20 protein-coding genes and 2 pseudogenes are annotated in these 19,104 nt (G+C 30.3%); 10 read left to right on the plus strand and 12 right to left on the minus strand.

Annotated elements, in window-relative coordinates; genetic code table 11:
- From MSM_RS02225 to MSM_RS02235, 3 genes are all read right to left on the minus strand, one after another.
- A complete protein-coding gene (locus MSM_RS02225; protein WP_011953893.1) occupies positions 1-492 on the minus strand; it encodes a hypothetical protein in 492 nt (163 codons plus the stop codon).
- On the minus strand, positions 492-1,403 hold the full coding sequence (locus MSM_RS02230; RefSeq protein WP_011953894.1) for a DUF3100 domain-containing protein: 912 nt from the start codon (positions 1,401-1,403) through the stop codon (positions 492-494). Before MSM_RS02230 ends, MSM_RS02225 begins: the two co-directional genes overlap by 1 nt.
- Before the next feature lie 208 nt (positions 1,404-1,611).
- Positions 1,612-2,877, minus strand: a complete 1,266-nt coding sequence (locus tag MSM_RS02235) for a tRNA(Ile)(2)-agmatinylcytidine synthase (RefSeq protein ID WP_011953895.1) — start codon at positions 2,875-2,877, stop codon at positions 1,612-1,614.
- A gap of 61 nt (positions 2,878-2,938) precedes the next feature.
- Between MSM_RS02235 and MSM_RS02240 the strand changes: the two genes are divergently transcribed.
- Together MSM_RS02240 and MSM_RS02245 are read left to right on the plus strand one after the other, a co-directional pair.
- The gene (locus tag MSM_RS02240; RefSeq protein WP_011953896.1) at positions 2,939-3,880 is read left to right on the plus strand and encodes a transcriptional regulator; all 942 of its coding nucleotides are present in this window, start codon (positions 2,939-2,941) and stop codon (positions 3,878-3,880) included.
- Positions 3,881-3,884: 4 nt separating this feature from the next.
- A complete protein-coding gene (locus tag MSM_RS02245) occupies positions 3,885-4,283 on the plus strand; it encodes a hypothetical protein (protein WP_004032205.1) in 399 nt (132 codons plus the stop codon).
- Here MSM_RS02245 and MSM_RS02250 read toward each other — a convergent pair.
- Both MSM_RS02250 and MSM_RS02255 read right to left on the minus strand, forming a co-directional pair.
- On the minus strand, positions 4,280-5,029 hold the full coding sequence (locus MSM_RS02250; protein WP_011953897.1) for a hypothetical protein: 750 nt from the start codon (positions 5,027-5,029) through the stop codon (positions 4,280-4,282). The two genes, MSM_RS02245 and MSM_RS02250, sit on opposite strands and share 4 nt — an antisense overlap.
- 60 nt (positions 5,030-5,089) lie before the next feature.
- Positions 5,090-5,431, minus strand: a complete 342-nt coding sequence (locus MSM_RS02255) for a heavy metal-binding domain-containing protein (protein WP_004032207.1) — start codon at positions 5,429-5,431, stop codon at positions 5,090-5,092.
- Positions 5,432-5,573: 142 nt separating this feature from the next.
- Here MSM_RS02255 and serA point away from each other — a divergent pair, with 142 nt between their 5' ends.
- Entirely contained in the window at positions 5,574-7,148 is a 1,575-nt protein-coding gene (gene serA, locus MSM_RS02260) for a phosphoglycerate dehydrogenase (RefSeq protein WP_011953898.1), read from the plus strand.
- A gap of 475 nt (positions 7,149-7,623) precedes the next feature.
- A complete protein-coding gene (locus tag MSM_RS02265) occupies positions 7,624-8,106 on the plus strand; it encodes a helix-turn-helix domain-containing protein (RefSeq protein ID WP_011953899.1) in 483 nt (160 codons plus the stop codon).
- 125 nt (positions 8,107-8,231) lie between these two features.
- Here MSM_RS02265 and MSM_RS02270 read toward each other — a convergent pair whose 3' ends face one another.
- The gene (locus tag MSM_RS02270) at positions 8,232-8,450 is read right to left on the minus strand and encodes a hypothetical protein (RefSeq protein WP_011953900.1); all 219 of its coding nucleotides are present in this window, start codon (positions 8,448-8,450) and stop codon (positions 8,232-8,234) included.
- Between MSM_RS02270 and MSM_RS02275 the strand changes: the two genes are divergently transcribed.
- The 3 genes and pseudogenes from MSM_RS02275 to MSM_RS09460 form a co-directional block, all read left to right on the plus strand.
- Positions 8,450-9,004 (plus strand): transposase, encoded by a 555-nt coding sequence (locus MSM_RS02275; protein WP_011953901.1) that lies wholly within the window; start codon positions 8,450-8,452, stop codon positions 9,002-9,004. The genes MSM_RS02270 and MSM_RS02275 overlap by 1 nt on opposite strands.
- Before the next feature lie 809 nt (positions 9,005-9,813).
- Positions 9,814-10,863 (plus strand): annotated as a pseudogene (locus MSM_RS09455) (right-handed parallel beta-helix repeat-containing protein); the annotation flags it as partial.
- 486 nt (positions 10,864-11,349) lie between these two features.
- Positions 11,350-12,354: pseudogene (locus tag MSM_RS09460) on the plus strand (right-handed parallel beta-helix repeat-containing protein); the annotation flags it as partial.
- A gap of 323 nt (positions 12,355-12,677) precedes the next feature.
- Here the strand turns inward: MSM_RS09460 and MSM_RS02285 are convergent.
- The 4 genes from MSM_RS02285 to MSM_RS02300 all read right to left on the minus strand — a co-directional run bounded on the left by MSM_RS02285 (position 12,678) and on the right by MSM_RS02300 (position 15,376).
- Positions 12,678-13,388, minus strand: a complete 711-nt coding sequence (locus MSM_RS02285) for a Mov34/MPN/PAD-1 family protein (RefSeq protein ID WP_011953903.1) — start codon at positions 13,386-13,388, stop codon at positions 12,678-12,680.
- A 10-nt stretch (positions 13,389-13,398) separates the two neighbouring features.
- Positions 13,399-14,118, minus strand: coding sequence for a tRNA(His) guanylyltransferase Thg1 family protein (locus MSM_RS02290; protein ID WP_011953904.1), 720 nt, complete (start codon positions 14,116-14,118; stop codon positions 13,399-13,401).
- A gap of 3 nt (positions 14,119-14,121) precedes the next feature.
- Positions 14,122-14,886, minus strand: coding sequence for an aspartate dehydrogenase (locus MSM_RS02295; RefSeq protein ID WP_011953905.1), 765 nt, complete (start codon positions 14,884-14,886; stop codon positions 14,122-14,124).
- Positions 14,887-14,968: 82 nt separating this feature from the next.
- On the minus strand, positions 14,969-15,376 hold the full coding sequence (locus MSM_RS02300; RefSeq protein WP_011953906.1) for a PRC-barrel domain-containing protein: 408 nt from the start codon (positions 15,374-15,376) through the stop codon (positions 14,969-14,971).
- Positions 15,377-15,578: 202 nt separating this feature from the next.
- Here MSM_RS02300 and MSM_RS02305 point away from each other — a divergent pair, with 202 nt between their 5' ends.
- On the plus strand, positions 15,579-16,301 hold the full coding sequence (locus tag MSM_RS02305) for a tRNA-binding protein (protein WP_011953907.1): 723 nt from the start codon (positions 15,579-15,581) through the stop codon (positions 16,299-16,301).
- 1 nt (position 16,302) lies between these two features.
- Here MSM_RS02305 and MSM_RS02310 read toward each other — a convergent pair whose 3' ends face one another.
- Complete coding sequence (locus tag MSM_RS02310; RefSeq protein WP_011953908.1) at positions 16,303-17,715, minus strand: lactaldehyde dehydrogenase; 1,413 nt, start codon at positions 17,713-17,715, stop codon at positions 16,303-16,305.
- Positions 17,716-17,785: 70 nt separating this feature from the next.
- Here MSM_RS02310 and MSM_RS02315 point away from each other — a divergent pair, with 70 nt between their 5' ends.
- On the plus strand, positions 17,786-18,388 hold the full coding sequence (locus MSM_RS02315) for a TMEM175 family protein (protein ID WP_004032222.1): 603 nt from the start codon (positions 17,786-17,788) through the stop codon (positions 18,386-18,388).
- Positions 18,361-18,924, plus strand: coding sequence for a TMEM175 family protein (locus MSM_RS02320; RefSeq protein WP_004036768.1), 564 nt, complete (start codon positions 18,361-18,363; stop codon positions 18,922-18,924). Before MSM_RS02315 ends, MSM_RS02320 begins: the two co-directional genes overlap by 28 nt.
- On the opposite strand, the gene MSM_RS02325 is transcribed toward MSM_RS02320, so the two are convergent.
- Positions 18,917-19,102, minus strand: a complete 186-nt coding sequence (locus MSM_RS02325; protein WP_004032224.1) for a class III signal peptide-containing protein — start codon at positions 19,100-19,102, stop codon at positions 18,917-18,919. The two genes, MSM_RS02320 and MSM_RS02325, sit on opposite strands and share 8 nt — an antisense overlap.
- Positions 19,103-19,104 lie beyond the last annotated feature (2 nt).

Raw genomic sequence — 19,104 nt, forward strand, 5'->3', positions numbered from 1 at the left:
TTAACACCAAGGTGTACCGCTTAGAACTAAAACTATGTGTGCAATTAATGCAGATCCAAGGTAAGTTCCAGTAATGATACAAATAGTTACTATCATACCTCTCCAACCCATAGCCTTGAACTGATCCCAGTTTTTACCAATACCAATACCAACATATGCCAAAAACACGGTTACAATAGACAATAACTCTACTTGTCCCACATATTTAACTACAAATGGAGAAGTCGGTACCATAGGTATGGAAACTGCAATACCAATAAGACTTATGTAAATAATTGAAGAGACATTAAATGGCAAATATCTCTCAAGCAATAAACCGGCCAAAGTTATAATAGATAAAATCAACATTCCAATAAGGGAATCAGATATCGGATGTTTATAACCTATCCAATTTCCGACAACTGTGATAACTGAAAATATAACCAATAATAAAATCCAATTAATTATACCATGTGTTGAAACTGTTTCTGAACCGTCAATTACATCAACCATTATTTTTCCTCCTCTAAATGAGAAACAGAAGTTTCTCTTCCAATTTTAGGTTCAAGCCAAGCATATAATTTTTGAGCTAATGGAATAGCTAAAAATATACAGAAATAAATTCCAACACAGAAGGAAATTAAATTACTGAATCCTGCAAATGCCTGAATATTTGTACTCATACTTGCCGGGAAAGCATTTAACAATGGAGCTAATGCGGCTGCATTCATACTTGCACTGCCTACCCCTGTTGCCATTGCAAATGCATATGGATGAAGTGGTAAAACTGATACACATAAACATGACAGAAAACTGATGTATAACGTTCCAATAACAGTTCCAATAATAAATACTGTTAAAACTCCCCTAGTTTCTGCAGAATCAAATCCAAATTTATCAATAACAACTGCCACATTGGTTTCACGACCAATAGAATTAGTCATACCAATAGTTTCTTTTTTAAATCCTAAAAGCAATGCCACAGGAAGTGCTAAAAATACAGTTCCCAAATTACCAAACTCCTGTAAAACTAAAGCAGGACCAACATCAAGTAAAATATGGAATGACTGACCACTAGCTACTGCTAATTTTGCAAGCAACGGTCCTATAAATAACAGCATTGCACTTTCTGCAATTTTAGATTGTTTTTTAGTAATCCATTTAACTGGTTTTAATAAGAACAAAGCCAAACCAATAACCATTGCATATAACAACGGCATAATTACAACACAAATGTCTTTTGTAAGATTGAATTCAACAGGTCCTATAAATTCGGAAATAATAACCAAAAAAAGCACAGTAATATGTAATCTATAATCTTTCCATGGTGCTTTCTTTAAAATAGTTTTATCAGTCTTATCACGATATATGTGCTCAGTTCCCTTAACTTTTTCGTTTTTATCGCTAATCTGTGCCCACCCCAACCTAATTTTATAAATATTATATTAAAATACCTATTACTTAATACATAATTCGACCTATTATATAAATTAATACTATTCCAAGCTCAAAAATTCCTTTAATAGGAACAAAAACCCTTAAAAATTAAAATAAAATTCACAAAATAAGAACGATTAAATAAAGAATCAGAGCTGATAAAAATAAAAAATAAAAATATATGGTGGTTAATTTCTATAAATCCATCCTACAAATAGGTTTTGACAAATGACGCCTAGCAGAAACTGGTGTTTCATAAAACTGACCATTTTTTAATTTTCTGAAAATTTTAATAGGAACTTTTTTATTATCATTAATTTTATTTCCGCATTTTTTACATTTAAATCCCTTATTTTTTCCAGCAGAAGTCATTCTTTTTCCACATTCACAAATAGGGTTTTTATATTCAACATCATTTAATTTAACAACTTGAAACTTTTCAATATTAAATGTATTTTGTTCTCCAATTCCCCCGAAGAGTTTAACAATATCCCCCGGTCTTAAATCAGATACAAGTTTTCTAAAATTTTTTGTTGGTTCATATGCTCCGCATTCAATCTCACCAGAATCATCAAAAATGTAAAAAAACATATGGCCACCATCAATAATTGTTGGTTTGTTTTTTACAGTTCCCACAACTTCATAGCATCCAAACTGTTTCATACTAGCTATATCATCCGTTTTTTGAATGTGCATATCAGTGTGTTGATTAGTCTTGAAAATGCAATAATTTTCCACAGGTTCTTCAACCAGAACTATTTTTTTAGCTCTCTCAAGAGCCTCAACAGTGTTTGATCTGATACCATACAAAACAGGACATGGAGTTTTAGGTTCTATAGCTATATAATCTTCACTATAATCAACATTTTCAAAAGTTTCAGGATAAGTTTCCCTATCCATCAAATAAACGGAATCATAATCAATGTGTCTTTTAGTACCATAATTTTCAGGCACCCTATACGCCAACAGTTCATAAGTGAAATCCTCCAAAGGCAGCCCAATAGCTGCAATAGATCCAATAATTCCCCTTCCTTTCTTAAACTTATGAAGTTCACAGCCGATAGAATTTCCAAATTCTTCAGCTTCCTTAATTGTGATAAATGAATAAATAGCCTTAAATGAATATTCAACCATTTCATCAGTTATTTCACCACCATAAAATACAACACCAGGATTTGTATTATCACAGTCAAACATAGCTAATTTTTCCACTTCATCCAAAACTATTTTCTTAGCTAAATCAGATTTATCATCATTTAATATTTTAAAAGCAACACCGCCGTTTCCCCGTGTTTTGAATCTTGCAAATGGATTTAATCTAATTAAACGAGGACAACCAACAATTTCAATACCTACTTCCTTTAATTTATCAATAATATGGCAGGCCAAATAAGTAGTACACATACCGTCTGGAGAGTCAGTATCATCAATCCCAATATGCAAATATTTAATTAAAATCACCTATTATTAATATTATAAAAAACTATAATATAAACATATATTTACATAGAGGGATTAAATTATGTTAAATCGAAGTAAAATGTTACAAGAAATAGATAATTTATTAACCTCTGAAGGTTATAAAACATCTAACATTTACGATCAAGGATCATTTGACCTTGTAGCACGTAAAAACTTATTAATTTTACTTTTAAAAACTTTTTTAAATATAGACAGTATTAATGAAGCCAATGCTCATGAAATGAAACAATTAGCTAATATATTCCTTGCTTCCCCGATTATAATTGGTGAAAAATCAAGAAACGGCATTCTGGAAGAAGGAGTAATCTATGAAAGATATGATATTCCTGCTATAAGTTTTGAAACCTTAAAAAATATGATACTTTACAAGGAATATCCTGAAATCCTTGCAGACAGAGGAGGATACTTTGTTAAAGTTGACGGTAATGTTATAAAGCAATACAGAGAAGAATATTCATTATCATTGAAAGATTTGGCTGATTTGGCTCATGTATCAAGAGCAACAATGTACAAATATGAAAATGAAATTGTCAGAGCCAATACAGAAACAGCTATGATTCTCGAAGAAATACTAAATACAAAAGTAACATTGGATATTGATTTATTAAAACCGACCATAAGCGAAGATATTGAATACAGTAATGTTGAAGGAGCAGATGATTTATCCAAACTTGGTTACGGTATTTTATCTACAAATAAAAGTCCTTTTGATGCTGTAGCAAAAATGAAAAGCTCAAAAGACAAATCATCATTATTAACTAATGTTGAGAAAAACAGAAGTGAAAAAACTTTAAAAAGAATGGCTATCCCATTAAAAGATTTGTCAATGATTACATCTTCGGAACCTGTTTTTATAATAAATAATGACAAAATAAAAGATTCGCTTGGAACCATTCCTGTGATTAAATCCTGGGAATTGAAAGAATTTGAAAATCCTTCTGAATTATTGAAAATTATTAGAGAAAGAAAAGACAACATGTGATAATATGGTAGAAAACTTAAAAATTGAAGGAATAAAAGATTATCCTATTAAATGGATTTGTAACTTTAGAGGGCAAAAAGCTATTGGAATTTGCGGATATTCTCAAAAAATAGCTATGTTTGCAGCAGATTCAAGAGTCTCAAAGATTCTTGAAGATATTGTAATCGGAACAAAAGAAGAACTTGAAGGCTACGGCTGCGAAGAAAAAGACAGATGCTGCAACTTTGAATGTGAATTTTGTGAAATTAATCCAAGACAATACCTGCAAATTACTGGCAAAAAACCTTCAAATAAAAACATTAAAGAATTAGAGCAAGGTTTGGAAAGTTTAAACCTTGAAATCAAACAAAAAAATCTAGTCCCATTTGACAACTATGAAATAGTAGATTTTAAGGAAGATTAAATATTTTTCAATATTGTAACATCTTCCACAACTTCTTTTTTACTAGCTACACCAAAAGTCACCAAATCAACATAATCCAAAGTATTTAAAAAATCAAATGCTTCAGCAGGCTTTAAAATCCCTGCTGCCAAAATACGAGTCGCTATTATTTTTTTATCCAATTTTTCAATTTTAACTTTGAATTCCTGTCTTTCTTTTGGTAAAAATGAAGGAATATCCATCATATAAGCCAGTTTATTTATAGGAATCATATAATAATCAAACAAATCCAAAACAGGATTATCCATAAGCAAATCAGTAGTTTTATTTGGAAAAGCAGTTATTAATCCGGAGGCAGCAGATGTATCATTAATCTGAGACAAAATATTTGAAGTCAGATTCCAGTCATAACCGTCAACAATAAACTCGTCAACAAGCATTAAAGGACAATCATAATTATCAAATAATTCAATATCATCTTCCCAATCCACCTCTTTAGCTACATCATAATTGGGATTCATATAATCAACATCAGACTTTCCGACAGTAGCTACAACCTTCATGTCACAGCCCTCATCTAAAGCCATATCAAATCCTTTAATTAATGCATCATCATTAACTAAGTTAATAGACCTAACTCCATGATTATAAGACTCAATGATAATATCAGCTATTGCATCAGGATTTCTATGCAAATCCAAATCATACAATCTAGATCTATGGCCAAAATAAGGTTCAGCTATAAAAGGAGCATTACCTAAAATCATTCTGGGAACTGATTTGTTTTTAAATTCAAAATCATCTTGAAAAATGAAATCACAACCAGATTATTCTTCTTTTTCAACTACAACAGCAGTTCCATAAGCAAGAATCTCCTGCATAACATTAGAAATATCATTAGAATCAAAACGTACTGCAACAATAGCATTTCCACCTAATTGTTTGGCATGTTCAATTAATCTTTCCAATGCTTCATCTCTTGAATCTTCCATCATGGAAACATATTCTTTAATTTCACCACCAACTAAAGAGCGTAAACCGGCAGATACCTGACCTCCTACACCTCTACTTCTAACAGTCAAACCATAGACAAAACCTTTTGTTTCAATAATTTTAAAACCTGGTATTTCATTTGCAGTTGCTATTGGAAATTCATTTACAGATACCATAATAAAAACCTCATAAATATATGCAAAATAATTAAAATTTTAAATATTAAGAAATATAAAATTTTAATCAGTATTTATTTTATTAATTTATAAATTTAATAAATTTTTCTAATAAATAAAAACAAATAAAAATGGTGAAATAATGAAAGTACTTATTGCAGATGCAATTAATGAAAAAGGTATTGAAAATTTAAAGGAGGCTGCAGAAGTCGTTGTAGACACTACAATCACTCCTGAAGAATTAGCAAATACAATTCATGAATATGAAGGTATTATCGTAAGAAGTAGAACAAAACTTACTAAAGAAGTTATTGACAAAGCAGACAATCTTAAAATAATCGCAAGAGCAGGTGTTGGAGTAGACAATATTGATTTAAATGCTGCTACCGAAAAAGGTATTATGGTAGTTAACTCTCCAGAATCAACCTCCATTACTGTAGCAGAACACACTATGGGATTATTACTCAGTCTTGCTCGTAAATCAGCAATTGCAGACAAATCTGTAAAAGAAGGTAAATGGGAAAAGAAAAAATTCATGGGTGTTGAACTCAGAAACAAAACCCTCGGTGTAATCGGAATGGGTAGAATCGGTTCACAGGTTGTAAACAGATGTAAAGCATTTGAAATGGATGCTGTAGCATACGACCCATACTTGCCTGAAGAAGTAGCTGCTCAAATGGGAGTGGAATTAACTGATTTGGAAACTGTCCTTAAAAAAGCTGATTTCATTACAATTCACGTACCTCTTACTCCAGAAACAAAACATTTAATCTCTACAAAAGAGTTCGAAATAATGAAAGACACAGCATTTATTGCAAACTGTGCACGTGGTGGAATCATAGATGAAGATGCATTATATGAAGCATTGTCCAATGATAAAATTGGAGGAGCGGCTTTAGATGTATATGAAGAAGAACCTCCAGCTAAAGACTGCAAATTATTCGAACTTGACAATATTGTATTAACTCCACATATTGCAGCTTCAACTAAAGAAGCACAAAGAGATGCTGCAATCATTGTAGCTGATGAAATTATCGATTTAATCAACGGAGGAACACCTCAAAATGTATTAAACCTCCCACGTATCGACAGAAACACCTATCAGGAAGTAACTCCTTACTTAGAATTATGTGAAAAATTAGGTAGTTTCATCTCACAAGCAGTAAACGGAAAAATTAAAGAAATTGAAGTTATTTACTCCGGAGAATTATCCAAAATCGACAATCTTGAAATGTTAACCAGAACTGTACTTCAGGGAGCAGTAAATCCATTTTTAAGCTCACCAGTTACTGCAGTAAATGCTTCCATTGTAGCTAAAAACAGAGGAATCATTGTAACTGAAGGCAAAACTGAAAATTCAAAAGGATATGATTCCTTAATTAAAGTAACTGCAAAAAGTGAAGATGATGAATTCTCTGCAGAAGGAACTACCTTACACGACCCTAAAATCTTAAAAGTAAATGACTACTGGGTAGATGTAAAACCTGAAGGCCATATGTTCATAGCTAAATATGAAGATGTGCCTGGAAGCATCGGTAAAATTGGCACCGCATTAGGTGAATACGGAATAAACATCGGAATTATGCAAGTGGGAAGAGATGAAAAAGGCGGAAGAGCTATTATGATCTTAACTCTTGATAAAGAAATTCCAAAAGAAGTAATAAAAGGAATCCAAGACTTAGACAATGTCTATGACGCTATTGGATTAGAATTATAATAAAAAACAATTATTTCACCATATTGTTTTTTATTTTTTTATTCTTTAAATTATCACTTAAAAAACACCACAATGAAAAAATAAAGATATCTAAAAATTTTCAATTTATAAAATAAACTTCATCATTTAAACTATAAAATCAATTCTTAACTATCATATGAGTTAAATCCTTCCTGGAAAATCTCATCAACTTCTCAAGCTCATCAGGAATATTTTAAGAAACTCTTTTAGGAGAACTATAATTAAAATTAGAAAACTCACAATAAGAAAAATATTTATCATTACTGAAATCTAAATGCTTACCCCACTTTTCACAGCAGTTTAATTATATATGATTTTGGAATTGCATTCATTTTAACTTCTTATTGTATAGCTTTACCTAATAATATTCCAATATAAGTAACCAGTTAGAATTTTAGAATGATTATAGTTACTAACCAAACTTTTATTATAGATGTGTGATAGATTATAAAATATGTCAGGAAAATCTAAAATTAATGTTTTTAACAAAATGACAAAAACTGCTTTGGATGAAGAAATAAGTACTTATGTGGCATATCATAGATACTATCAGCGGTTAATTGCAGTTAAAATAGTTAGTGAAGGAAATACAATTGCAGATGCGGCAAATATATTGGGAAAATCTTATCAAACAGTTCATAGATGGATAAAAACTTGTGAATCTGAAGGATTAGAAGGTTTAAAACCATCATTTGGTGGTGGAAGGCCATCAAAATTAACTTATGATCAATTGATTGAATTAGATAAAATCATTGAAAAAACACCAAATATGTCAATGAAAGATGTACATCTTCTTGTTAATGAAAAATTCAATGTAGATTATAGTTTAAAGCAAATAGGAAAAATTGTGAGAAAATTAGGATACAATTACAGCAAAGCATATCCTAAATTTTCAAAATCACCTGAAGATGCAGAAGAACAATTAAAAAAAACTTAGAAGAACATAATATATCATCTAACGATATTATAGTCTTGTTTGATGAAGCATCCTTTCAAAATGAACCATATACTCAAAAATCATTATATAAAAGAGGAACAAAACACACTCAAACTGTAAATCCTTTACAAATTCAAAATCAATGCCACAGGATCATTATCAATAAATGGAAAATCAACCACCACAATCACAAATTCTTCAACAGCACCAGAAATAGCAATAGCACTCCTAAAATTAAGATGTATTAATACAAAAAATAAAAATGCCGTAAAATTATTAAATAAAATAATTGAAGAAGTTAAATTAACTGATGAAGAAATAGATGAAATTTTAATGGAAAACAATGAAAATAACAAAGTTTTTCACAGAAAAAATAATAAAAACAATTGAAAAATATAAAGACGATACAACCTCAACAATTGCCAGAATCATTGGAAAACACTGCAATCGAGAATCACACAATAATGTAAAAAAAAGAAGAGAAATAAAAAGAAAAATAACCTTAAATCTATTAGAAAAAGAAGACCTGATAACAAAAATGCAAAACGAACAAAGAATATGTTTAATCTTAGATAATTACAGCATTCATAAGTCTGCATTCATCAAAAAAATAGCACTACCTCCCAATATTACATTAATATACCTTCCACCGTACTCTCCACATCTAAATCCAATAGAACAAATATGGAGACAAATGAAACGAGAAATTAAACATCATTACCTAGAATCAAGAGAATTTTTACAAGAATTAACAATAAAAACCTACAAAAAATCGATTTATAAAACAAAAGTTCATGACAAATGGCTCGAAACATTTATAACAAAAGTTTGGCAACTAACTATATTTAGTAAAATAATGGCAAATTCACATAGACATAACTTGAAAATGAAAAAATAACTTCTACCAACATCATCAAAAAACAAAAAAAAACTAGCAAGAATTATTATTTAATATTAAAACAATCATAACTGAATGTTTATTTAATTTTGTAAATAAATTTAGAAAAACACCACCTTATTTTCATGATGCTTTTATAACTTCGAAATAATACTTTTCAAAGATGAGTAATATGTGTTTAAATAGTATAAAAAAGAAATAAAAATAATGTATATTTCTTAATATAAATATACTATTAAAATTCAACTCTAAAGGAGATATTGAAAAAGATGTTTAAAGATAAGTTTCTTATTTTTATAATATTAATAATTGCACTACTATCAATTAGTGTAGCTAGTGCTGAAGATGTATCATCAAATGCTACTGACACACAAGAAAGTGTTATATTAACACATGATGATTTAAGTACAAAAACAACTACTTCCACATATGATGAAAACACATCTTTAGAGTATGATAATTCACAAAGTGAAAATATACTTGAAACATACAAAGAGGATGTAAATTTTTCTAATGAAAACACACTAGGTGACGTGGAATCTAGTGATGATACTGCTTTTTTTAATAATGATTTAATTTCTTCAAACGAACCTACTACTCAAAATAATATAATACATAATGAAAAACTGGTTAGCAAATCATTCACTCAATTGAAAGAGGAAATAGAATTAGCTAGTGATACTTTAACACTTGATTCCAATTATAAAATGACTGCAAATGAAGAAAATAGTTTTAAAAATGGAATTTCCATCTTTAAAAACATTAATATTGATGGAAATGGATTTACTATTGATGCAAATAACTTAAAAATGATTTTCAAAATAGGTAACAGATTCAGTGTTAGTTTATCTATTACTATAAGTAATTGTAATCTTGTTAATTGTGCATTTTATAATTATGGTTCTGATTCTAGTTTAACTGTAAATAATTGTAATTTTATTAATAGTTTGGATTATGCAATTTATAATGCTGGTTCTGATTCTAGTTTAAGTATAAGTAATTGTAATCTTGTTAACAGCAAAATTAGTAATTCTGATTCTAGTTTGACTGTAAATAATTGTAATTTTATTAATGGTTCAATTGAAAGTTCTGATTCTAGTTTAATCGTACGTAATTGTAATTTTGTTAACAGCCGAATTTATAATGGAGGTTATGATTCTAGTTTAATCGTACGTAATTGTAGTTTTATTAACAACACTGCATACAATGGAGGTTGTGCAATTTATAATTCTGGTTCTGGTTTGACTGTAAATAATTGTAGTTTTATTAACAACACCGCAACAAATGATTGGGGAAGTGCAATTTATAATTCTGGTTCTGGTTTGACTGTAAATAATTGTAGTTTTATTAACAACACCGCAAACAATGGAGCTGGTGCAATTTATAATACTGAATCTGGTTTGACTGTAAGTAATTGTAGTTTTATTAACAACACCGCAAACAATGGAGCTGGTGCAATTTATAATTCTGGTTCTGGTTTGACTGTAAGTAATTGTAGTTTTATTAACAACACTGCAAACAATGGAGGTGCAATTCATAGTTCTTGTTCTAATTCTACAATAGTGAACTGCAATTTTATTAACAACATTGCAAACAATGGAGCTGGTGCAATTCATAGTTCTTGTTCTAATTCCACTATAAGTAGCTGCAATTTTATTAACAACACTGCAAATCATGCTGGTGCAATTTATAATGCGGGTTCTGATTCTACAATGATGAACTGTAATTTTATTAACAATATTGCAAACAATGGAGGTGCAATTCATAGTTCTTGTTCTAATTCTACAATAGTGAACTGTAATTTTATTAACAACACTGCAAACAATGGAGGTGCAATTCATAATTTTGGTTCTATTACTGTAAGTAATTCTAAATTTAAAGATAATAATGCAAGTAAAGGTGTTGCTATTTATAATGATGTTTATTCTCAAATTAGTATAGGTACTATTAACTTAAATAACAATACGTATTCTGGAATTAATAACGGTAAAACATATATTTACAATATAGGCACTATTCTCACACCCGTAACAATTACTGTTTTAGAAAACAAAACTGTCAATTGCAGATATAACAATGAAATAACATTATTTGCCACTATTACTACTAGTTTTGATGGAGCTAGTGTTGCTGGCGGAACATTAAACTTCATTATAGGTAGAAGCACTATATCAACTGTAGCAACAAGCAATGATAATGGAACTTATAATTATACTTACAAGGTACCTTTCAGAAATATTTCTGAAATCATTAGTGCATCTTACAATAATGCCAGTAATGCATATGTTTATAGTGGTATTTTAGATTCTAGAAATGTTACTAGTGTGAATATAATAGTTAATAATGTTGTAATGATTTACAAGGATGGGTCACGCTTATATGCAACTTTACTGGATGCTAAAGGCAACCCCCTAATTAATACTGCACTTTCATTTACAATTAATGGTGCAACATACAATAAAACTACAGACTTAAAAGGTATTGCTTCAATAGCTCTTAACTTAGAACATGGAATATACAATGCAGTTATTTCTTATGCTGGAAACAAAATGTATAAACCATCTAGTGTAAACAGCACTGTAACTATTAAATCATCAATTACTGGTCAAAACATTGTTAAAATGTATCAAAACGATACAAGATTCTATGCTAAATTCATTGACAGTACTGGAAAAGCACTAACTAACACCGAAGTTAAATTTAACATTCATGGTGTTTTCTACACCAAAAAAACTGATAAAGATGGTGTAGCTGATATGGGTATTATGTTAAGACCTGGAACTTACATTTTAACTGCTTACAACCCAGTAACTGGTGAAGAAAAAGGATTTAACATAACTATAAGGTCATTAATTGTGCAAAACGATTTAACCAAATACTACTCAAATGCTTCCAAATTCCAAGCAACTATCTACAACAAAGATGGATCTTTAGCAGTGGGTAAAAATATAACATTCAATATCAACGGTGTATTCTATACTAAAACAACTGATTCAAATGGTGTTGCAAGCTTAGGAATTGCTTTGAGACCCGAAAACTATACTATTACAACAATGTATGATGGATTAGACATTGGAAACAAAGTCAAGGTCATACCAACTTTAGTAACTAAAGATTTAAACATGAAACACTTAGACGGTAGCAACTTCACCGCTTTAACTTTAGACGGTCAAGGAAAACCATTGGCTAACCAAAATATATCATTTAATGTAAATGGTGTATTCTATCACAAAGTTACCAATAAAGATGGTATAGCAAGCTTAGGAATCAGACTAATGAGTGGAGAATACATTATAACTTCTTATTGGAATAACTTCCAAACAGGTAACACAATAAAAATCAACCCTTAAAGAGAATTCCTAATTCTCTTAACTTTTTTTAATAGAAAATACAAAAATCAGCACCCTAAAAGAAAAAATAAGTAACTCTCAAATTTTTCACAAAAATCAAGAGCTATATAAAATAAAAATTAAAGATTATTTCTAAATATCTCCAGCATCCATGCGATGAAATGAAAATAATTCCAGATAATGAAAATTCAAGCCCCCCATAATAATAGTTAAAGGAAAAAAGATTATAAACTACCATTATTTGTTTTTTAATGAAAAATACACTTAAAATTCAACATTAACTACAGAATTAAGATTTTAAAAATAAATAAAAAATTAGAGAATTATTCATCTTTTGGAAGCTTATAAATACGTTTAATATTTCCGTTTTCATCTAATTCAATTTGAATATTATCTCCATCACAAAGAGGAGGCAATTCTATATTGGAAATTATTGTAGGATTACTGTTTTGAGTTTTCATCTCGTATTCCCTGTAATCCTGATCTATATCTTCGTCTTCCAAGTCAAAATCATCTTCATCATCAAAAAATCCCGGTTTTAACTCTTCACCATCTTTTAAAACATCGTCTTCATCAAAAAATTCGCTAATGTCTCCGTCAATTTCATCAGCATATTCCCCTACAGTATAATCCATAGGTTCTCCATACTTGTCATATGCCATAAATGTTTCCAAGCTATAGGGCAAACAGACAATCATGTGAAATAAACCATTTTTAGAAAATGTTTTTAAATCTGCACCGGAAGGATGTGCACTTGGTCCCGGATGGGAATGAACTGATCCCCAGTATTTTAAAGTAGGCGGCAGCATCTCAGTATGGACAACAGCTCCAACATCACAGGTTTCACCAGGTAAAAAAATCAGACTAGTAATATAAAGTATTTTATCTTTGATTTTACCGTCAAAAAAAGCTAAAAATTCATTAGGATACGCTTTTTTAGCATAATAAATTACAGATTCAAGGACTTCCCTATCAACTCTAACTTCCTTGAATTCATCACTATCTGTATTAAATAATTTTGAAATAAAACCCATAATATCACAATTAAATTATATTTATATCCTTAAAAAAGTTTTCGCTGAAAATTGGAATTTCAAAATCCTCAAATAAAAAGCTACGGTAAGATACCTGATTTTTATTTTCCTTTTTATTGTAACCTACGATTTCTTTATTTTGTTTATAAATAGCTATTCCCCGTTTTTTCCAATTATCAACATTGTTTAAATTTATCCCTTCATTAAATAAGAGTTCATGGATATCTGAAGACTTCAATCCTTTTATTTTTTCATTAGCTGTTTTATCACTATATTTTGATTTTAAAATATGAATTCCATAAGCATTTATGCAGTTTCTCCAGGCCTCGTCCTGTCTCCATTTAAAATATTTAGGAATATCCTTATCATTTATCGGAATAATTCTGCTGTCAAATGCAACCGGCTTGGCAATTTCCTTATTTAAATTGTATGTAAATGAACTGGCTGCAAAACTGGCTACTACTGAATTTATTTTTTCAATTCTGCCATTAAATGGAATATTATCCAAAAGAATGCTTATTTCATCTGAAAATGTGTAAATAAATACTGGAGCAAACTCATTGAATAAATCTTTAGACACTTTAACCATCAATCCTGCAAAATCTTCATCATAGGGTTTTTCAAGGTTTAAATTTTTAGCTAATGAATGGAAACTTCTCCCATCCAGTCTTAAGATAATTCTTGAGTTTACAGGAACTTTCAAATCCCCGTAAACTTCATATTCCTTCATTGCCTACAATCCTACAGTAATGGATTCATTGAAACTTTTAAGCAATTTAATTGCGGAAAGTGCAGCCAGCATACTGGTTTTCGGATTTGCACTGCATGGGAAATTTTTAGTAGTTGTTTTAAACTCTCCAAAATCTCCTTTTGCAGTAATTTCATGGACATTTCTGTCTACATTCGGATCTACAATAATTTTTACATTAATGTCCTGATTACAGGCCAAACTTATAGTTGCAGCTACGTTAATATTAAGTGGAAACTCTTTTACTGCTTCTGATGCCTTACCTTCAAATAAAACTTCCTCTTCATCAATATCTTTACCTAAAGATTTAGGAGATTTACGAGTAACCAGGTTAACTTCTTCCAAATTAAAATCAGCTACAGCTTTAATACCGTCCAGTCCTACAACTGCTCCTGAAGGAAGGTGTATTCTTGTACCTTTCTTTTTACAAATATCATTTACTTTACTGTAGAATTCCTTATCCATAAACGCACCAATACTCATAATAATCATATCTATACCATGAGACAATACATTTGGAGCATGTTCTTTAACAGAATCCGGAGAAGCACATTCCAAAACCAAATCCACTTTGTCCAACATGTCATTTAAATCTAAAACAGCTACACCATTAGCAAAAGATGCCAAGTTTTCTGCTCTTTCAACATCATTATCATAAAAATATTCAATATCTATATTATTATCTTCCGGAACAATAGTACTAGCTATAATATTAGCAATAGCACCACAGCCTATAATTCCCACTTTCATAAAATCACAACAAAAAAAATAATTTAATTAAAAATACAAGAATAAATAAAAAAAATAAATAAAAAAAGATGAAAAATTAACCTTAGAATTTTTCAAATTCTGTTTGTGCTTTAGGCTCACTTTGTTTTGGAATTTGAGATTGTTGATTAGGAGAAATGGCTTCAGACACTGGTGGTTCATGTCTTACTTTTTTCATATCTCTTGGATTAATCAACATTATATCGCCAATAGCTTGAACTTTATCAAAATCAATAGTTAATAAATCATTTTTAAAAGATCTTACATCATGTTCTTCTTCTGGAGCAACCTGAAAACTTCTTTTCATAAGGTCTCTGAAACCTACTTGTTTTTTTTCAGGTTCAATAGCCCTTACTTGCAATTTAGAAATTGTACCTAATCTAATATTAAGAATTACATCAGCCACTCTTCCGACATAGTGTCCTGTTACTGTATAAATATCTAATTCTTTTAAACTTGAAACTTCCACCATTTGATACACCACAATATGTAATCTAATTCGTGTTATACTTAAAGTAAATTAATAACTTTAACTTATTTTAAATTTATTTACTTGTTAATATAAATAGTTTATGATGTAACAAATTTTTAAGCAAAATAAGGCCTAAAACAAGGAAAAATATAAGAATATATTAAAATAAATATTTTAAAGAGAATACAAAGGAGACTATAAATTGTGGGACACAAGTAAAGATTATAGAATTTTAGTAGCAAACCATGCAAGAGAACAATATTTGAATATTATCCAAACTGCATCATTTAGAGGAAACTGGAATAAAAAATTAGCTATTGAAACAGCAAAAAACATGAACAGTGATTTCCAATCATTGAGTTACTCTTATCTTGAAGGAGATGATTTAGTTAACTCTCCAGATGTTGCAGCAATAATTGAAAAAGGAGAAAAAATTGTTGAATGTTTAGGTGGAGACGGATGGAACAAATCTTTTATAAGCAATGCTCCTAAAGAGGATAAGGAAAAAACAATTGAAAATGTAGCTAAAGTAAGATTCTTTATAGACTCTGTTTTAGGCCTTAAAGACCGTTTAGCCCTAGGTCCCATCAATGATCCGATTATTGGAATTGATATAAAAGTTGGAGAAATAATGAGTGTTACAAAACATCCAAATGCAGATTCCTTAATGATATGTAATGTTAATTTAGGAAAAAGGGCCATAACTGTAGTTACAAATGATTTAAATGTAAAAGAAGGAAACAGTGTTGGCGTGTCATTACTTCCGCCACAGTCATTTATGGAAACAACCAGTGAAGGAATGTTTCTTGGAATGGACGGAAATATCTTAAAAGAAGTTGAAGGAAATCTCGGAGAAATGCCAAAAGGAATTCCTATGGATTCCCTTAATGAAACACGTAATCTGGTAGAAGCCTTTCTAAAATAGGCTACCTTAAATTTAATCCTATTAATTTTTCCTTAGTCATTTCTTCTACTGCATATTTTACTCCTTCTTTTCCTGTTCCACTATTTTTAAATCCTCCGAAAGGCATGTTATCAGTTCTGAATGTAGATTGTTTATTTACAAAAACCGTACCTGCCTCAATTTCATTTGCACACCTTAATCCATCTCTAAAGTTTTCAGTAAATACTCCTGCCTGAAGACCATATTCTGTATCATTAGCTACTTTAATAGCTTCATCAGTTGATTTTACTTTTATAATCGGTGCAACTGGACCGAATGTTTCATTTACAACAACATCCATATCCGGAGTGACATTATCCAGTACTGTAGCTTCGTAAAATGCACCGTCTCTTTTTCCACCAGTCAGTATTTTGGCACCTGCCTTAACTGCATTATTAACTGTTTCTTCAACCATGCGAGCAGCATCTTCATCAATAAGTGTTCCCAATACTGTGTTTTTATCCATAGGATCACCCATTTTGATTTTTTTAGTTTCCCTAACCAATTTTTGCGTAAACTCATCAGCTATTGACTCATCAACAATAATCCTTTTAACGCCCATACATACCTGTCCGGCATTTAAATAAGCACCATTCATTACTCCGTTAACTGCCCTGTCAATATCCGCATCCTTTAGAACAACAAGAGGATCATTACCTCCCAATTCCAAAGTAACTTTTTTCATTCCCGCTCTTGAAGCTATAAGCAGTCCGGTAGCTACACTTCCAGTAAATGAAATTTTATCTACTTTAGGAGATGTTACCAGTGCATCACCTACTTCTGAACCATATCCTGTTACAGTATTGATAACGCCATCTGGAAACTCCTCATTTACAAGTTCTGCAAATTTCATAACTGTCAATGGTGCATTTATTGGAGGTTTTATAATTACAGTATTTTTACATGCAATAGCAGGAGCTATTTTATGAATTGATAAATTTAGGGGATAATTAAATGGAGTTATAGCTGCTACAACACCTAATGGAACCCTTTGAGTAAATGCAAAAAAACCTTTACCGTTTATCCCACCATCCAGCGGAACTGTTTCACCATAAATTCTTTTAGCTTCTTCTGCTGAAAGTTTTAATGTTTCAATTGAACGGTTAACTTCAACAACAGACTCATTAATAGGTTTACCTACCTCTTTTGTAAGCAATTCAGCCAATTCATCTTTGTTATCTTTTAATTTTTCGTAAACTGCATATAATTTATTTGAAATTTTAAATGCAGACATTTCCTGAATAGAATCTTTAGCATTAACTGCAGCATCAATAGCCAAATCCACATTATTTAAATGGGAAACAGGAACTGTATCTATAACTTCCCCATTGTATGGATTTTTAACTTCCGCCAAATCATCAGCTGAAATATGTTTACCATTTATTAACATATCCATTTTATCACCTTATTTAATTATATTAAAAAAACATATATTTAAAGTAATTAACTGAACAAATATTAATATTATGGAAACTGCTAGATTTGAAACATTTGCTGATGCAATAATTGCAATAGCTATGACTGTACTTGTTCTAAAACTGCCCCAACCAGAAAGTGCAACAATTGCTGCTTTTTGGGCGTTGAAAACTTATTATCTTGCTTATTTCATCAGTTTTTTAACATTGTTCAACATATGGTACAGCAACCACAACCTATTCCAGATTGTAGAAAATATTGACAATACTGCAGTAATACTGAATGGAATCCTGATTTTTGAAATAACATTGATCCCCTATTTTACATTATGGTTAACACAGGATGCATATTCAATAGCTAGTGAAACCAGCTTTGGATTACTGTTTATTGGAATAAATATTGCATGTAACTTATCAGTTAGGGCTGTTCATAAAAGCGACCCCTATAATGACAAATTAATAAAAGCAGATTATGACAATCTATATGCATTAATCCCATTAACTGTAATTCTGATTGGTTTTGTATTAACTTACAGTGTTTTTATTCCAGGAATTTATATCAGCTGTTTAATTGCAGTTATAATGTGGATAGCTATAGCCAGAATACATAGAAAAGGTGTTGAAAAATGGAAAGTGAAAGATTTGAAGCATTAATTGATGCAATTCTTGCAATCATAATAACAATAATTGTTTTAGAAATTCCAACACCTGCAAACGGCAGCTGGCAAGCTTTAGGAGAACTGCATCTGGAATTTATTGTTTATTTAATCAGTTTCATAGTTTGTTTTAACTACTGGAACTATCACAACAACTTATTCAGCATCGTAAACTATATTGATTATAAAGTCATCTGGTCAAGTGGACTTTCAATATTTATATTGTCCCTGCTTCCTTATCTGACAAGTTTTGTAGCTAATAACTTCCATTCATTCTTTGCTCAGTCAATATATGGACTGGATTTCCTATTAGTTAATTTAATTTACATCTATACTTCAGAAAGTCTAAAAAATGCAGATAAAGGAAATATTGCTCTGCAAGTAGCACTAGATAAGAATTATGAATTTATAGCAACAATAGTTACCATCATAATCGGATATGTAATTGGTTATTTCTTCTATCCTCCAGCAATAATTGCTTCCTGTTTAGTTGCAATAATTATCATATGGTCCATGCCATACATAACTAAGTAAAATATTTTGATAAAGAATCTAACTTATTATTAAAGTTAGAAACTTCTTCACCTTTAATTTCACCAGACAGGCCAGTGATATAATTCCTGTAAAACATTAAAGTCAATAAAACAACCACTATAATCCCGCCAATCAATAAAATAAATTCTGCTGAAGTCTGACCTTTATTATCCAACATAT

Origin of the sequence: Methanobrevibacter smithii ATCC 35061 (assembly GCF_000016525.1) — an archaeon.
Lineage (GTDB): Archaea > Methanobacteriota > Methanobacteria > Methanobacteriales > Methanobacteriaceae > Methanocatella > Methanocatella smithii.

Bases quoted from the DNA above. Each gene is read 5' to 3' on its own strand.
- MSM_RS02225 (WP_011953893.1), bottom strand. From the start codon at position 492: ATGGTTGATGTAATTGACGGTTCAGAAACAGTTTCAACACATGGTATA.
- MSM_RS02240 (WP_011953896.1), top strand. From the start codon at position 2,939: ATGTTAAATCGAAGTAAAATGTTACAAGAAATAGATAATTTATTAACC.
- MSM_RS02245 (WP_004032205.1), top strand. From the start codon at position 3,885: ATGGTAGAAAACTTAAAAATTGAAGGAATAAAAGATTATCCTATTAAA.
- MSM_RS02250 (WP_011953897.1), bottom strand. From the start codon at position 5,029: ATGATTTTAGGTAATGCTCCTTTTATAGCTGAACCTTATTTTGGCCAT.
- MSM_RS02255 (WP_004032207.1), bottom strand. From the start codon at position 5,431: ATGGTATCTGTAAATGAATTTCCAATAGCAACTGCAAATGAAATACCA.
- serA (WP_011953898.1), top strand. From the start codon at position 5,574: ATGAAAGTACTTATTGCAGATGCAATTAATGAAAAAGGTATTGAAAAT.
- MSM_RS02265 (WP_011953899.1), top strand. From the start codon at position 7,624: ATGTCAGGAAAATCTAAAATTAATGTTTTTAACAAAATGACAAAAACT.
- MSM_RS02275 (WP_011953901.1), top strand. From the start codon at position 8,450: ATGAAAATAACAAAGTTTTTCACAGAAAAAATAATAAAAACAATTGAA.
- MSM_RS02285 (WP_011953903.1), bottom strand. From the start codon at position 13,388: ATGGGTTTTATTTCAAAATTATTTAATACAGATAGTGATGAATTCAAG.
- MSM_RS02290 (WP_011953904.1), bottom strand. From the start codon at position 14,118: ATGAAGGAATATGAAGTTTACGGGGATTTGAAAGTTCCTGTAAACTCA.
- MSM_RS02295 (WP_011953905.1), bottom strand. From the start codon at position 14,886: ATGAAAGTGGGAATTATAGGCTGTGGTGCTATTGCTAATATTATAGCT.
- MSM_RS02300 (WP_011953906.1), bottom strand. From the start codon at position 15,376: ATGGTGGAAGTTTCAAGTTTAAAAGAATTAGATATTTATACAGTAACA.
- MSM_RS02310 (WP_011953908.1), bottom strand. From the start codon at position 17,715: ATGGATATGTTAATAAATGGTAAACATATTTCAGCTGATGATTTGGCG.
- MSM_RS02315 (WP_004032222.1), top strand. From the start codon at position 17,786: ATGGAAACTGCTAGATTTGAAACATTTGCTGATGCAATAATTGCAATA.
- MSM_RS02320 (WP_004036768.1), top strand. From the start codon at position 18,361: ATGGAAAGTGAAAGATTTGAAGCATTAATTGATGCAATTCTTGCAATC.
- MSM_RS02325 (WP_004032224.1), bottom strand. From the start codon at position 19,102: ATGTTGGATAATAAAGGTCAGACTTCAGCAGAATTTATTTTATTGATT.